Below are 15,336 nucleotides of genomic sequence, written 5' to 3'. Positions count from 1 at the left end.
CCCTCAATCGTAGCCGTGCGCTAACCCGCCGGTGCGAACACGAATTGCTGGTTCGCGTCACCGCCAGTAGTCGCCCATTGCTGGATCACGGTTCCGTCGTCCGTGTTGCCGGCCATGAGGTCGAGCGACTTCCCGCTCGCCCGGTTGGTGATGGTGTAACCGCCCCCCGCCGCCGTGATCGTCCACTGCTGGTTGGCGTTTCCAGTGCCGGTGATCGCGTACTGGGTCATGCCCGTCCCGTTCGCGGTCGAGCCGCCAGGATTGTCGAGAGCTTTCCCGCTGTTGAGGTTCACGAGGTTGACGTAACCGCTGCCAGCGTCGATGACTGTCCAGACCTGGTCAGTCGCCGCGTCATCAGCCCACTGTATGACCGCCGCACCATCGCTCGTCGACGCGCCATCCACCGCGACCGGCTTGCCCGAGACAACACTCTCGATCCGGTACCGCTGCCCGACCGCCGGGCTCGTTGGCTGAACCGTGCGCGGCACCGCGATCAACTGCCACTGCTGGTTCGGGTTTCCGCTGCCTCCCGCCCACTGCTGGACGGGCGTTCCGTCGCCCAGTCCGCCGTTCTGAAGGTCCAGTACAAGCCCGCTCGCCTGGTTTGTCAGGGTGTAGTAGCCGGCGCCGGCGGAAGTGATTGCCCACAGCTGATTCGCTGTACCTCCAGCTGACCACTGCTGAAGCTGAGTTCCGTTCGAAGTGGAGCTGCCGGGATCGTCGAGGACCTTGCCGCTGTTCGTGTTGGTTAGCACGTACGCGCTGCCTGAGGCTGTGAGCGTCCACTGCTGGTCTGGACTGTTGTCATCGGTGTAGCTGACGGCAAGTGCACCATTGGAGCTCGACGCTCCGGAGATGCCGAGCACCTTGCCACTCGTACGCGACACCAGAAGGTACGTCTGGCCGGACACCGGGGTGCTTCGAAGCGCGGGCGCCGCCGGGACGTTACCGGTGAACGTGACGGTTGCACCTGCAGGCAACGTGTAGGAGAAGCTGCCCTGACCGTTCCACGTTGTCGTGAACGACGTGGATGAGGAGTTCGGGTTGGTCGCGACAACGACTTCCGAACCATCCGGATTCTTATACGCCGAAGCGACGATTCCACCCGCGTTCGCAGTGGCTGCGATCCGCGTGGCTCCGACGTTGACGAAGTGGCTGAACTGGCCGAGCTGGTAGAAGTTGTTGTGCATCGTGTAACTGGCCGACGTCACCGTTCCGCTGCCGTTGACGGTCGCATTGATCTGCACCACTGGCACGGCCGGCGCTGCAAGGTTGCAGCCCAGGCACGGTCCGCCGGTCGAATCCAGCGCGAAGTTCCACAAGATGGACCCCTTCGCCCAGTTCTGAGCGGAGAGCGTGGCCATCTGCGCCGTGGTGTAGGCGATGATGTTGTTCGGGTGGGAATCCGAGGAGCATTCCGTCTCGTACTGGTCATAGCCGTACACGTTGTGGAGGTTGGTCATCATCGCAGGCTCGGCCGTGTAGTCGTAACAGTGCCACGCCACCCCGGAATAGTCCGACGCCGCGGATCCCGAGATAAGGGACGTCGGATAGGCCAGATTCTCCCAGTTGAAGTCGTACCCCAGAATCGGCTGGTTCAGCCCGGCCGCAACGAGGTCCGGCTTGAGGTAGTTGTGCACCCAGGAAGCCATCGTCGGCTCATCCCAACTCATTCCGGGATACGTCGTGGGGCAGTACTGCGGCTCGTTCTGCGGAGTGATCGCCCAGATGGGGACGCCCTGCGCCTGGTAGGCCTGAATCCACTTGACGTAGTAATCGGCCCAGGCCTGGTAGTACTGCGGCAGCAGCGTTGCCGGCCCGCTCCCCGTATTGCAGATCATCGACCGGTTCGACTTCATCCATGCGGGGGCGCTCCACGCGCTGGCCACAAGCTTCAGGTCGGGGTTGATCGCGAGAGCGTCTTTGATGGTCGGGATGATCCGCGCCGTGTCGTACGTCGTCAGGGCGAAGTTCTGCAGCGGATTGGTGGAGGGCCCCTGGGTGTCCGCATCCGTCCACATGACAGGAGCAGCGTTGAAGTCGCTCGCCCCCATCGGCACACGCCAGAAGCTGAGCGCGTCCCCCGAACTGGAGAAGACCTGGTTCATCATGCTCGAGTACTGCGTCGAGCTGTACGACTTCAGCGCCTGAGCGAGGTACGCGGACGAATCTGTGAAAGCGGCGCCATAGCCGACCATCGTCTGGTACGTACGGTTGTCGCTGACCGAGATGTTGAGACTGCCCTGAGTTACCGGCCCGAATGTCACATCGCTCTGCCGTTGCAGATTCGTGGTGCCATCGGTCGTGGTAAGCCAGGCCTGGACAGTCGGCAGGGCTGCGTTCGCCGGCGCGACAGCTGCAGTTCCGATAGCGGCGCTGGCGGCGATCGAAGCGATCGCCAGACTGGACGCGAAAAGCGCCCGGCGCCGACGTGGACGCGGTCGATGCATCTTTCCTCCTCATTGAGGTTCCGGAGCGACGGCGACGCACCGTCCGCCCGGTAGTGGGTGAATTCCCGCCACTGTTACAGGCGACGCAAACTATCGCAACAGGTCGAAATGTTTCGGAACGGGGTCAGTGGCACTATAAGGGCATGGAATCGAGGGGACGCCCGACGTTGCGCAGCATCGCTGACGCGGCCGGCGTCTCTGTCGCGACCGTCTCGAAAGTGGTCAATCAACGTTCCGACGTCTCGGCAGCGACCCGTGCGCGAGTGGAGCGACTTCTCGCCGAAAGGGATTACCCGTATCGCTCGATGGGGCGGCCCCCGTCAAGCCGACGCGTCATCGAGCTTGCCTTTGACGCACTAACGTCGCCAAACATCGTCGACATCATCCGCGGAGCGGTGGAGCTGGCTGACACTCATGGCTTCGAGGTGGTGATCGCCGAGGTTCCCGATGATGCCCTAGGGATCGCATGGGCTAGACGCCTCACATCCCTCGAATGCGCTGGCGTGATCCTCGTTACCGCCACGCTCACCACCCAGCAGCGCCGGCAGCTCGCCCGCTTGCGCATCCCGATCGTGGGAATAGACACTGGGCCGCTGGCCTCGCCTGCGACGTTGGTGACGTCAGACAACGAGAAGGGCGCATACGAAGTGACGCGACACCTCGTGGGACTCGGCCACCAACACATCTGCTTGATCGCCGGGCCTGATTCATCCCCGGTCAGTATGCCGCGGCAGCGGGGGTTCGAGTCTGCACTGTCTGACGCGGGGTTGGCCATCGATGGCGATGGAATCCGTGAATCCCTGTTCACCGTTGACGGTGGTTTTGCAGCCGCCTCCTACCTACTCGCCCGCGAGCCGCGGCCCACTGCGATCGTCGCTTCGAACGATCTCCAGGCTCTGGGCGCCCTCCAGGCGGCGCGCAGGTGGCAGATTCCCGTTCCGGACTCGCTCAGCATTTCGGGCTTCGACGACACCGCAACGGCGAAGTGGTGCGATCCACCATTGACTACCGTGCGACAGCAGTTCAGCGAAATGGGGCGCGAGGCCGTCCGCCGCGTGTCGACATCGGCTTCGCACAGCGGCGCCCCCACTGCTGAGCGCCCGATGCCGGTGGAGTTGGTGGTTCGCGCGTCGACCGCGCCTCCAGGTGATCGCCCCGGCAATCGTTCCGAAACTGTTTCGGATAACTGACTCGGGGCCGTTGTGTCCTGTGGATGAAGCGACTCGCGCCCCCGATGGCAAGAAACTAGAAACGGGACTTGCGTCCAACTAATTTCGACTCATAAACTTAGCCCCGAACTAAGGAGACGATGATGTCATCGAAGGCCAGCGTCAAGGATGTGCGGCGAAACAACCGCGCGATCCTTCTGCGACACCTTTTGCTCGCCGGGCGTAGCTCGCGAAGCGAAGCGGGCGCGGCGACCGCGCTTTCCCCTGCGACGGTTACCAGCGTCATCGCTGAGCTCATCGACGAGGGCGTGATCCTGGAGACCGGCTCGATCGAGTCGGATGGCGGGCGGCCCCGGACACTGCTCGAGCTCAATGACGATGCTGCGTACGTCTTCGGGGCGGACGTCGGCGAGTTCTCCGTCACGGTAGGACTGTTCACTCTGCGTCTCGAGCGAGTCGCAGAGCGGGTGGTGCCCTTCCCTCAATCGCCAGTTCGGCCCGAAGACGTCACCGAGGCGATCGAGGCCGCCATCGAGGACCTGCGCGGCCACGTGCCGCCTGGCGTGCCGATTCTCGGATTGGGGCTCGGCGTGCCCGGCATCGTCCAGAAGGTCAGGAGCGAATCCGGAACAGTATCCAGAGTTGTTCACGCCCAAGTCATCGGTTGGGAATCGGTCTCCTTCGACTCTCTCTCGTCGCGCATCGGAATGCGGGTCTACGTCGACAACGGAGCCAAGAGCACGACTCAGGCCGAACTGTGGTTCGGCGCCGCCCGCGGTGTGGAGGAAGCAGCCGTGGTGCTCATCGGCAACGGCGCTGGCGCCGGCATCGTATCCGCCGGGGCGCTCACCCGAGGATCGAACAGCAGCGCCGGCGAGTGGGGTCACACCAAGATCAGCCTCGACGGTCAGACCTGCCTGTGCGGGTCCCGCGGGTGCGTGATGACCTTCGTGGGCGCCGACGCCGTGCTCGAGCGCTGGCGCGGCGTGGGCGTGCGAGAACCGGGAAGAGAGCTGGTCGAGCTGGCCGCCCTCTTCGATCGGTGGCGCGCTGGTGACTCGCACGCAGCCTCAGTCGTCGACACCTTGGTCCATCACCTGGGCGTCGCGCTTTCGAACCTCGTGAACTTGTACAACCCGCAGATGATCGTCATCAGCGGATGGTTCGGCGACGTGATCGCCGACAACCTGCTTGAGGAGGTCGAACGCAGCGTTCGAGCCTTCTCTCTTGAGCAACCCGGCCAGGATGTGCTGCTTGAACGGTCCCGTCTGCGTAGGGACGCCGTAGCACTAGGCGCGGCGACCCTGCCGCTCGACCAGTTCATCACCACGGGTTGGCCCCACCACACAAACCCCCTTTTTGAAAGGACCCCGCAATGAAGCGAATCACAGCACTCGCGGCGACAGCTGCCGCCGCGATGCTCCTCCTGGCCGGCTGCAGCGCCGGAAACCCGGCCGCGCCCACTTCGAACTCGGCCAAGACGATCGCGTTCCTGATGCCGTGTTCGACCTGCGCCGACCGATTCGAGTCCAAGGATAAGCCGTACTTCATCGAAGCCGTCCACAAGCTCGACCCGAGCATCAGGGTGATCGCGAACAATGCCCAGGGCAACCAGGCGACACAGATCACACAGGCGGAGTCGGCCCTGACGAACGGTGCAAGCGTCATCGTCACCAGTCCCTTCACCGCCCAGGCCGGCGCGACCATCGTGGAGAAGGCCAAGGCCAATAACGCCTCCGTCATCGCCTACGACGGGATGATCGACGGCGCGAGCCCGGACGCCTACGTCTCCTTCGAGAACGAGAAGGTCGGCGAGATGCAGGGCCAGTACCTCCTCGATCATCTCAAGCCCGGAGCGACTGTCGTGGAGATCAACGGCGACATCACCTCTGCGCCGGGTCTGGCCTTCAAGCAGGGAGCCCACAAGGTGCTCGACCCTGCGTTCGCCAGCGGCAAGCTCAAGCTCGGCTACGAGAGCGACACCGCCGGATGGGACGGCGCCAAGGCGCAGGCTTCCATGGAGCAGGCCCTCACCACACTGGGCAACAAGGTCGACGGCGTCCTCGCCCCGAACGATGGACTCGCAACCCCGATCATCGCCGCCCTCACCGCCCAGGGGCTGAACGGCAAAGTCCTTGTCACCGGCCAGGACGCCACCGACCCGGGACTGACGAACATTCTCGCCGGCAACCAGTCGATGACGGTCTACAAGTCGATCCACGACGAGGCCAACGCGGCAGCGAAGCTGGCGGTCGCGCTCGCACACGGTGACAAGAATGCGATCAAGTCCCTCACGACCACCGCAGTGAAGAACGACGCCGGCTCCGTTCCGGCGATCATTCTCACCCCGGTGTCGGTCGACAAGTCCAACATCGCCGACACGGTGATCAAGGACGGTTTCACCACCTGGACCAAGATCTGCGTCGGAGCGGCGGCATCGGCATGCCCTTCGAAGTAACAAACGTGGAGCGCCGGCGAGACGCAGCCGCCGGCGCTCCACCCCTCCTGGAGCTGCGCAACGTCAGCAAGGCCTACGGCCACGTCTCGGCGCTCAGCGGCGTCGACATCACCGTCGGGGCCGGCGAAGTCGTCGCCCTCGTCGGCGACAACGGGGCCGGTAAGTCGACACTGCTCAAGGCCATCGCCGGCGTCCATCAGATCACCTCGGGCGAGATCCTCCTCGACGGCGAGCGCGTCGAGATGGCGAGCCCGACCGACGCGGCCCGCCTCGGAATCGAGACTGTCTACCAGGACCTCGCGCTCTGCGACAACCTCGACGTCACCGCGAACCTGTACCTCGGACGTGAGCTCCGGGTGCGCCGGATCCCGTTCCTGGACCGGGTTCGCATGGAGCGAGAAGCAGCCAAGGTGATCTCCGAACTCGCCTCCACCGTCCCCAACCTCCAGAAGCCGGTCTCCGCTCTCTCCGGCGGTCAACGCCAGGCGATCGCGGTCGCCCGGGCCGCGCTCTGGGGGTCCAAGGTCGTCCTGCTCGACGAGCCGACAGCCGCACTCGGGGTCGCACAGACGCGCATGGTGTACGAGCTGGTCGCCAAGATGCGCGACCGCGGGCTGGGCGTGATCGTGGTCACGCACAACATGGCCGACGCCTTCGCGACGGCCGACAGAATCGTCGTGCTCCGCCTGGGCCGCAATGCCGGCGAGTTCACACCTCAATCGAACACACCGGACCAGGTCGTCGCAGCCATCACGGGAAGCGACACGATCCGATGACGAAAGGCATTGATATGGCTACCGCCCGCGCCGGAAAGGCGTACGGCATTTCAGGCGAACATGCCGGCCTGAAGTCCCGCATCCCGTTCCCTCGCGACATCGCGCCCTATGCGGTGTTCATCGGCCTCGCGCTGGTGTGGGGCACGTTCCAGGTCCTCAACGAGAATTTCCTCTCTCCGAGGAATCTCTCGAACCTGACCCTTCAGACGGCGGTGCTCGGAACGATCTCCGTCGGGATGGTCATGGTTCTCATCCTGGGGGAGATCGATCTCTCTGTCGGCGCCATCGCCGGCGTCAGCGCGGGAGTGCTCGCGCTGACGTCGACGAACTTCGGCGCTCCGGCGTGGGTCGCCATTCTGGCGGCGATCGCGGTGGGCGCCGTCATCGGGCTGATCCAGTCCGCGGCGATCACCGGGATCGGCATCCCGTCCTTCATCGCGACTCTCGCTGGGCTCTTGGTCTGGCAGGGCGTCCAGCTGATCATCGTGGGTTCCAATGGGCAGATCGCTTTGACCGACCCGTTCCTGAAGGCGATCGCCTCCACTTACCTGAGCCCGATCGCCGGGTGGACACTCGCTGTGGCCGGGATCGCGGTGATGGTCGGCTGGAGGCTTGCCTCCCGTGCGTCGCGCGTTCGCGGTGGGCTGACGGTGCGTTCCGCGGGAAGCGAGACGGCGATCATCGCGGCGGCTTCAGTCTTGGTCCTGGTGGCAACCTGGTTGCTCAACGGCTACTTCGGTATTCCGGTGGTCCTGGTTCTCCTGATCGGTCTGGTCGCGATCATGAGCTTCGTGATGACGATGACGCCGTTCGGCCGGCATGTGTACGCCATCGGAGGCAATCGGGAGGCTGCTCGTCGGGCTGGCATTCGCGTGCCTCTCGTCACGATCTCGGTCTTCGTCACGATCGCCGTGATCGCTGCCGGCGCCGGAATCGTCGAGGCTTCGCGCGAGTTCTCGGCATCCAGCGCTCTCGGTGGCGGAACGTTGCAGCTGAACGCGATCGCCGCAGCCGTCATCGGTGGCACATCCCTGTTCGGAGGCCGCGGAAAGATCTATCACGCTCTGATTGGTGCGCTGGTCGTGGGGAGCGTGGAGAACGGCCTGGACCTGCTCGGGCAGCCCGCGGCCATCCAAAGCATCACCACAGGAATCATTCTCGCGTTGGCGGTCTCCGTCGACGCGATCAGCCGCCGACGCTCCGCTGCGCGCGGCGGACGCTGAGCAAGGAGAGAAATGACGGAAGAGATCATGTATGCATCGCAGTTCCCGCCGGAATTCCTCTGGGGCACTGCCACGGCGGCGTACCAGATCGAAGGATCACCGCGCGCTGACGGCAAGGGCGAATCCATCTGGGACCGCTTCACCCACGAACGTGGAATCGTCCTCCGCGGGGACACAGGCGATATCGCGTGCGATCACTACAACCGCTGGCCGGAGGACATCGAGCTCCTCAGCGACCTCGGAGTGAACTCGTACCGCTACTCCATCGCATGGACACGCGTGGATCCTGCCGGCGACGGCCGCATCAACAAGGCCGGGCTCGACTTCTACGAACGCATCACCGATCGTCTGCTCGAGCGCAACATCTCGCCGCTGGTCACCCTCTACCATTGGGACCTGCCCCAAGCCCTTCAGGACAAAGGCGGCTGGTTGAACCGCGAGACGGCGGAACGTTTCGCCGACTTCACCTCGGCCGTCGCGGAGCGACTCGGCGACCGTGTCCCGCGATGGCTCACACTCAACGAGCCGTACTGTTCAGCCTTCGTCGGCCACCTCCAGGGAGTGCACGCACCCGGCATTCAAGACGAAGCGTCGGCGGTACGAGCCGCCCACCACCTCCTGCTAGCCCACGGGCGCGGCCTTGAGGCACTTCGAGCTGCCGACATCGCCGGACAGGCGGGCATCACGCTCAATCTGACCTCCGTGATTCCCGGATCGATCTCCAAAGCCGACAGGGCAGCGGCCGCGCGCGTCGATCTCGTCGAGAATCGCCTCTTCCTCGATCCGATCTTTCGCGGCCGGTACCCGGAAGACGCCGCATCGTTCTACCGCGGAGTGACCGGGTTCGATTTCGTCGAAGACGGAGATCTCGACCTGATCAGCGGCCCGATCGACTTCTTCGGTATCAACTACTACGAGCGGCACACGGTTGTGGCGGACCCCGCTGATCCGCAGCGCGGTTCGAGGAAGCTGGCGGCGAAGCGGCAGACACTCACGGGCACAGCCATCAACCCGCGCGGGCTCGAGGAAGTCCTCAAGCGAGTGTCGCGCGAGTACACCCCCCTGCCCCTGATCGTCACCGAGACCGGGGTGGCCCTGACCGACTACGTCGACCCGGAGGATCGCATCCGCGACGCTGAGCGCATCGTGTTCTTCCAGGAACACATCGCAGCAGCCGCCTCCGTGATGAAGGCGGGAGTGCGTCTCGTCGGTTTCTACCCCTGGTCCTTCATGGATAACTTCGAATGGCAGTGGGGCTACGGACACCGTTACGGAATGTACTACGTCGACTATGCGACTCAGCGGCGGATTCCGAAGGACAGCGCCCTCTGGTACGCCGACTTCCTCGAAGGGGCACGGCGCGACCAGGCGCAGGTGGCGGCGTCCTGACGTCACCTCACGACGCTGAGCGATCGGACAGCCGCGGACGACAGATGACCGAGCAACGCCGGACCGTTGCTGCACCTCCCCATCCGAGCCGGCCTCAAGAGAGGTCCCTCTCTGCGCGCCATCGAGTTGATAATGGAATCGCGCCGAGCCCCGCATGAGTGGGATGTGCTGAAGGCTGCCCTCGACGCATGCGAACGCTAGGACGCTTTCTTGCTCCCACGAACGCCCACGCCCCCGGACAGCGCAGACGAAATCGCGTGGGGTGAACAGGCCGGCCGGGCAGGGCGGCTGGGGGTGGTCGAACTCGCAAATGCGGACTCCCTAGCGCGGGGACGCCTTCTTGAAGGCGTGGCCATCGCGCGAGTCCTGGTCGACCCTACAGGAATCGTCGGTCCTGAGGTGCAGAGAATCGGCGCGACGAACTGGCGCGGCGGGTACGACGCGGCTCACCACCTCCTTGACCTTGGTCACACCAGAGTCGCCTACCTCGGCGGAGATGACGATTCGAAACCGCACCTGCTCGTGCGTCTGGCGTGACAACGGGCGCGGGAACTCGTGCCACAGTGATCGTCGCCGGCTGCATCCCGGATTCCTTCGAGCGCGCTCTCCCAGAGGCCGATCGTCTGATCTCAGATCCCGGACTGACCGCCATCGTGGCGGGCAGCGACATTGTCGCAATGGCGGTTATCACGGCAGCGCGCGGGAGGGGATTGCGTGTTCCGGAAGACCTCAGCGTGGTCGGATTCGACGGCTCACGCCTCGCCCAAGAGTGCCACCCGCACTCACCCGCGTCCACGTTCCAGTCGGTGGCATGGTGGCGCACGCGATCGACCGACTGATCGACTTGGCGTCCGGCCGGCCCGTGGCGGCAGCGAGGGTCGAGGTGGCGACGCACCTCGATATGCGCGGGACCACGTCGAAGGCTCGCCTTCGCTGAGTCCGTCAGCCGGGAAGGTGAACCAGGGAGAACTCGCGGAAGACAGCGGATTGCTTCTTGCCGACGCCGTCCGTCGCAGCAAGTCCGACGAACGTGCCCGTGAAGCCTCCAGCACGCTCATCAGAGAGGTGGGAGATATCGACCTCGGAAAGCTCCTGCCACGCCTCGTCGTCAGACGAGAAGGCAAACTGGACACGTCCGTGTCGCAGCTGAGCTCGCAGTCCGACAGGCCCGTAATCATCGATCGGCCGCTCGGCCAGCGGCAATTCAATCTTCTGTCCGCCGCGGGCTACAGTGACGCCGATCGTACGGCTGCGATATGCCTCGTCCCAGGTCACGCGCGCATACACGAAATTCTTGTTGTCGTAGTAAATGACCAGCCCGGCCGACTGCGAGAAGTGGACCGGATCGAAGACCAGTGTGGTCATCGCATCGGCGTCGAATTCCTCTAGGCGAGTCGCTACGAGCGACACGTCGAACACGGAGAAAAGCGAGTCCCTGCCCACCAGCTCCAGCCCGCCGAGTCCCGTGCGCAACCATCCCGGCGCAGCCGGCCCGCGCAAGGTTGCGAACCGGTTGTCGAGGCCTGCAGCGAAGTCCGTCGAGACCACCCGTTGAGTTGCATCCTGTCTGCGTCCGACGGTGACGAACTCGTCCTTCGCAAGATTCGATCCGTCGCTCAGGCGAAGCCAGCCGTCGGTATTCCATTCCACGTTCTGCACAGAGGTCTCCCGTCCGAGGACGGAGAGCTGGGTTCCAGGGAGAGTTCTCGCCGACAGATGTGCGACGTACCAACGCCCATCCGGCGTGTCCACCAGACTCCCGTGCCCGGCCTTCTGCAGGCCGGTGGCGGGGTTGAAGTACTCCTCGCGAAGGTACGCTCTGTTGTTGCGACCGAAGTACGGTCGCGGCCAGCTGGTGATGATCGGGTTCTGCGGGTCAGCTTGATACGGTCCCTCGATCTGAGCAGACCGGGCGAGGCAGACTCCGTGCCCGAAGCCCGTGCCGCCTTCGGCGGTCATGAGGTAGTAGAGACCGTCCCGCTTGTACAGATGCGGACCCTCGGCGGCGCCGCGATCTGAGCTGCCGTGGCTGATACGGATGGGTTCGCCGACGTGACCCGTCGCGGGGTCGAAAGATTGGATGACGATCCAGCCCGGATGCTCTCTGCCGTCCCGCGTCTCCCATTCCAAGGTCACAACCCATTTACTGCCATCTCCATCGTGGAAAAGTGACGCGTCGAAACCGACGCTGGTGAGATACAAAGGCTGTGACCAGGGTCCTTCGATGTCATCGGCCCAGACGACGTAGTTGTCAACGTCGAAGGCCTCTGCCACCTGACTCTTCATGATCGAGAACACGAGATAGAAGCGACCCGTCTGCGGGTCGACACTGAGGCAAGGCGCCCAGACGCCTCCCGACGCGGGGACCCCGCGCAGGTCGATGCGCTCGTCCGTGATGACATGACCAGCCAATTCCCAGTCCGCCAGGTTGACCGAGCGGTGGATCTGAACGGCAGGGAACCACTCGAAGGTGGACGTCGCGATGTAGTAATTGCTGCCGCGTCGCGCGATGGACGGGTCGGGGTTGAATCCTCGGAGGATCGGATTGGCGACACGCACGGCCCCAGGGCCGACCAGTTCTTCGTCGCGTCGGAGATTCACCTCATCGACTGTGCTCATCCTGCGGTTACCCCTTCTTGTCGCAGCTCTGCGGTCAAACGTGTGTCGGTATGCGATTCGCCGACGCGGTAGTGCCTCGCGTTATCCGGGCGCGACCACCCCTTGTCCGTCCAACGGCGGAGCCGATCGCCGCGGACCTGGATCTGCACTCTTCGCTCTTGGCCCGGGTCGAGCGTGACCCGATCGAAACCGACGAGGACGTACGGTTCCGAGTGGGGCGCGTCGGCGGCGGGGCCGGCGTAGACCTGTGGTGCGGCGGTACCGACCCGATCGCCGGTGTTGCGAATGGTCAGTTCGACTCTCGCACCGCCGTCCGCCGCGCTCGTTATCTGAACGTCGTCGTAGTCGAATGTGGTGTATTCGAGGCCGTGACCGAAGTCGAACTGAGGCTGTGTTCTGGAGCGTTCGTACCAGCGGTAGCCGACGTCGCCGCTCTCGCTGTAGACCAATCGGCCGACGGCCTCTTCCGGCGCCCGCACAGCTACGAGCCCGTGGGCTTCGGTGAGCGGGAAGGTGACCGGGAGCCGCCCGAGACTCGTGACCGCCCCGAAGAGGACATCGGCGATGGCCTCCCCGAACATTTCGCCGGGATACCAGGCCACCACGACAGCTGCGACCCGATCGAGCCAGGGCATCAGAATTGCGCCGCCAGCGTTGACGACGACGACGGTGTTCCGGTTCGCGGCGGCCACAGCATCGATCAGCCTGTCCTGGTCGAGCGGGAGGGCGAGGCTCGTTCTGTCCATGCCCTCCGAGGCGACGACGTTGACGGTCACGACCGCGATATCGGCCTCTGCTGCCGCCCGGGCGGCAGCGGCGATGAGCGAGTCGCTGGGTCTGACCCACCCGAGCGCGATCGACGGCGTGTGGAATCCGGCCGCATCTGTCGAGTACTCGATGACAACGGAAACGGGTACGCCTGCGATGAGCTCATGGCTGGCGATGATGGGCAGTTCAGGGCCGGCGAGGAAGACGACCTCTTCCCGGCCGTCGTGCGCGACCTCGACGCCGTCGATCGTCACTCGGACTCGGCCGCTGAGCGGCAGCGTGAAGTAGTGGGTCCCGCTTTCGGAGGGCGTGATCGTGGTCGTCCAGCGGGCGGAGAAGTCGTCGGCGATCCCGTCGGGGCGCCCGTCTGCGAACAGATCGGGCTCGATCCGTTGCATCACAGGTGGCCCAGCAGGTTCGAGCGTCGCCCAATACTCCGCCGCCCATCCCGGTGCACTCGCGTCTACCGCGGTTTGGGCAAGCGGGATCTTGTTGGTGCTCATTCGGTCCCCGGTGGTTCCCTGGCGGAGGGTCAGGGACGCGCTTCCGATCCGACGGGCGATCGCAGCCGCCGGAGTGCTCAGGGCGGTGGCGGGGACGTCGACCGCCGCCGAGCCGCCGACTGTATACACCGCGTCCGTCCCGTTCGGTCCGATGAGCGCGATTCGCGGGGAGCGGCTTGGGCTGATCGGGAGGACGCCGTCATTCTTCAGCAGCACCATGCCTTCGGACGCGATCCTCGTGGCCAGTCCTCGGTGCGCATCGCTGGTGACGACTTCGGCGGCATCAGCTGGTAGGGGGTGGTCGAAGAGACCGGAGTTGAAGACCATGGTCAGGATTCGGCGGACGCTGTCGTCGAGGCGCTCATCGGTGACATGGTTGTCGTCGAAGACAGCGGGTGTGCGTCCGCCGTTGCCCTGATCGAACTGGGGGATGTCGATCCCGGCGACCGTCGCCGCGACCTGGTCTCGCACGGCCCACATGAAATCGGGGGTCACAACGCCGTCCCAGCTCGACTTGATGATGTCGATCAGCGGCTTGTTCTCGCACGCGGGCGTCCCGTTGAAACGGTTGTACGACGCCATCACGGAGTCGGCGCCACCGTCACGCGTGAGTTCCACGAAGGGAGCGACATAGATCTCTCGGAGAGCTCGATCATCGACGTGGACATCGATAGCAGCCGTGCGGCCGCCTGCGCCGTCGCGGTAGCCGATGCGCTCGCTCTCCTGGTTGTTCACCACGAAATGCTTGACCGACTGAATGGTGTGGGTCGCCTTCGCACCGAGAACCGCTGCGCGACCCATCGAGCCGGCTAGAACGGGATCTTCACCGAAGGACTCCGTTTGCCGCCCCGCATAGGGCGAGCGGGTGATGTCGACGGCGGGGCCCAGCCACACCGCGCGGGCTTTGCCTCGCAACTCGGCACCGATCGCCTCCCCGAACTCATGAGCCAGTTCGGGGTTGAACGTCGACGCGAGCGAGTACCCGGACGGGAAGGCAGTCGTCCCAGGCAAGGACAGCCCGTTCGGTCCGTCCTTCGACATCAATACCGGAACCCCATACCGCGCCAGCCCGGAGAGATCCCCGCATGCTGCGCTGACCTTCTCCTCACGCGACAGCACTGCAAGAAGGTCTTCCGCACGCTGCTTGGCACGCAACGCCGGATTGCGCCAGCTGCCCTCCACGTACTCCGTCGTGACCTCCATCACTTTCCGAATCCCGCGGTGAGGCCGGCGACCAGATACCGGCGCCCGAAGATGTAAGCGGCAAGCATCGGCAACGCGGAAAGCACGACGGCAGCGAGAATCGCGGGGACGTTGACCGAGAACTGGCCCTGGAAAGTCCACAGCGAAAGCGGCAGAACACGGTTCTGCGGGCTCTGCGTGAGGATCAGCGGGAAGAGGAACCCGTTCCAAACACCGAGCGCGTTGTAGATCCCGACCGTCACCAATGCCGGCTGCACCAGCGGCAGCACCAACGATCGGAGGATTCGCCAGTCACCGGCGCCGTCCATGCGCATTGATTCGAAGAGCTCCGCCGGAATATCCCGCATGAAGTTCACGATGATGAGCACGCTGATCGGAATCGCGAACGCGGCCGCGGGCAAGATGATCGCCCACAACGTGTCGTAGAGTCCCATCTTCGTGATCAGAAGGTACACGGGGATGATGGTTGCCTGAAGCGGGATCGCCAGACCGAGCAGGTAGATCGACATCGTCCCGCGCGCGAACGATCCTCTGCTGCGCACGATGGGGTAGGCGGCCAGGACGGAGACGGCGAGCGCCAGCGCCGTGGCCACAAGAGTAACGATCACGCTGTTGAGGAAATACTGGAAGAAGTCGTTCTGCAAGACCAGGACGTAGTTGTCCAAGGTCGGCTTGGCGGGCAACGCGAGCGGCCCGTCCGCGTAGACATCGGCTTGCGTCTTCAAGCTTGTGACGATGATGTAGTACACCGGTGCGATGATCACGATGAGCCACACGA

Annotated in this window: 11 protein-coding genes; 7 read left to right on the top strand and 4 right to left on the bottom strand. The window is 64.5% G+C overall.

Annotated elements, in window-relative coordinates; genetic code table 11:
• Positions 1–20: 20 nt before the first annotated feature.
• Positions 21–2,450 carry an RICIN domain-containing protein gene (locus BM287_RS15660; RefSeq protein ID WP_090041320.1) on the bottom strand — a complete coding sequence of 810 codons (2,430 nt, stop codon included), beginning with the start codon at positions 2,448–2,450 and terminating at the stop codon, positions 21–23.
• A gap of 143 nt (positions 2,451–2,593) precedes the next feature.
• Between BM287_RS15660 and BM287_RS15655 the strand changes: the two genes are divergently transcribed.
• The 7 genes from BM287_RS15655 (at position 2,594) to BM287_RS18155 (ending at position 10,304) form a co-directional block, all read left to right on the top strand.
• Positions 2,594–3,640, top strand: coding sequence for a LacI family DNA-binding transcriptional regulator (locus BM287_RS15655; RefSeq protein ID WP_090041317.1), 1,047 nt, complete (start codon positions 2,594–2,596; stop codon positions 3,638–3,640).
• Between the two features lie 122 nt (positions 3,641–3,762).
• Complete coding sequence (locus BM287_RS15650; protein WP_170857582.1) at positions 3,763–4,998, top strand: ROK family transcriptional regulator; 1,236 nt, start codon at positions 3,763–3,765, stop codon at positions 4,996–4,998.
• Positions 4,995–6,077 carry a sugar ABC transporter substrate-binding protein gene (locus BM287_RS15645; RefSeq protein WP_090041312.1) on the top strand — a complete coding sequence of 361 codons (1,083 nt, stop codon included), beginning with the start codon at positions 4,995–4,997 and terminating at the stop codon, positions 6,075–6,077. Before BM287_RS15650 ends, BM287_RS15645 begins: the two co-directional genes overlap by 4 nt.
• A 5-nt stretch (positions 6,078–6,082) precedes the next feature.
• On the top strand, positions 6,083–6,853 hold the full coding sequence (locus tag BM287_RS15640; protein ID WP_244528383.1) for an ATP-binding cassette domain-containing protein: 771 nt from the start codon (positions 6,083–6,085) through the stop codon (positions 6,851–6,853).
• A 14-nt stretch (positions 6,854–6,867) separates the two neighbouring features.
• On the top strand, positions 6,868–8,076 hold the full coding sequence (locus BM287_RS15635) for a sugar ABC transporter permease (protein WP_170857581.1): 1,209 nt from the start codon (positions 6,868–6,870) through the stop codon (positions 8,074–8,076).
• A gap of 12 nt (positions 8,077–8,088) precedes the next feature.
• Positions 8,089–9,465, top strand: coding sequence for a GH1 family beta-glucosidase (locus BM287_RS15630; protein WP_090041303.1), 1,377 nt, complete (start codon positions 8,089–8,091; stop codon positions 9,463–9,465).
• Between the two features lie 533 nt (positions 9,466–9,998).
• On the top strand, positions 9,999–10,304 hold the full coding sequence (locus BM287_RS18155; RefSeq protein WP_090041299.1) for a substrate-binding domain-containing protein: 306 nt from the start codon (positions 9,999–10,001) through the stop codon (positions 10,302–10,304).
• Positions 10,305–10,407: 103 nt separating this feature from the next.
• On the opposite strand, the gene BM287_RS15615 is transcribed toward BM287_RS18155, so the two are convergent.
• From BM287_RS15615 to BM287_RS15605, 3 genes are read right to left on the bottom strand one after another with little or no spacing between them, the layout of a single operon-like run.
• On the bottom strand, positions 10,408–12,084 hold the full coding sequence (locus BM287_RS15615; RefSeq protein ID WP_090041296.1) for a glycoside hydrolase family 43 protein: 1,677 nt from the start codon (positions 12,082–12,084) through the stop codon (positions 10,408–10,410).
• Complete coding sequence (locus BM287_RS15610; protein WP_090041294.1) at positions 12,081–14,558, bottom strand: glycoside hydrolase family 3 C-terminal domain-containing protein; 2,478 nt, start codon at positions 14,556–14,558, stop codon at positions 12,081–12,083. The genes BM287_RS15615 and BM287_RS15610 overlap by 4 nt, the downstream gene beginning before the upstream one ends.
• Positions 14,558–15,307, bottom strand: a complete 750-nt coding sequence (locus BM287_RS15605) for a carbohydrate ABC transporter permease (RefSeq protein WP_348271702.1) — start codon at positions 15,305–15,307, stop codon at positions 14,558–14,560. The genes BM287_RS15610 and BM287_RS15605 overlap by 1 nt, the downstream gene beginning before the upstream one ends.
• Positions 15,308–15,336 lie beyond the last annotated feature (29 nt).

Origin of the sequence: Leifsonia sp. CL147 (genome assembly GCF_900114565.1) — a bacterium.
GTDB lineage: Bacteria > Actinomycetota > Actinomycetes > Actinomycetales > Microbacteriaceae > Leifsonia.
This window is presented reverse-complemented; position numbering and strand designations above follow the sequence as displayed.

Coding starts and splice junctions, on each gene's coding strand:
- BM287_RS15660 (WP_090041320.1), bottom strand. CDS start 2,450: ATGCATCGACCGCGTCCACGTCGGCGCCGGGCGCTTTTCGCGTCCAGT.
- BM287_RS15655 (WP_090041317.1), top strand. CDS start 2,594: ATGGAATCGAGGGGACGCCCGACGTTGCGCAGCATCGCTGACGCGGCC.
- BM287_RS15650 (WP_170857582.1), top strand. CDS start 3,763: ATGTCATCGAAGGCCAGCGTCAAGGATGTGCGGCGAAACAACCGCGCG.
- BM287_RS15645 (WP_090041312.1), top strand. CDS start 4,995: ATGAAGCGAATCACAGCACTCGCGGCGACAGCTGCCGCCGCGATGCTC.
- BM287_RS15635 (WP_170857581.1), top strand. CDS start 6,868: ATGGCTACCGCCCGCGCCGGAAAGGCGTACGGCATTTCAGGCGAACAT.
- BM287_RS15630 (WP_090041303.1), top strand. CDS start 8,089: ATGACGGAAGAGATCATGTATGCATCGCAGTTCCCGCCGGAATTCCTC.
- BM287_RS15615 (WP_090041296.1), bottom strand. CDS start 12,084: ATGAGCACAGTCGATGAGGTGAATCTCCGACGCGACGAAGAACTGGTC.
- BM287_RS15610 (WP_090041294.1), bottom strand. CDS start 14,558: ATGGAGGTCACGACGGAGTACGTGGAGGGCAGCTGGCGCAATCCGGCG.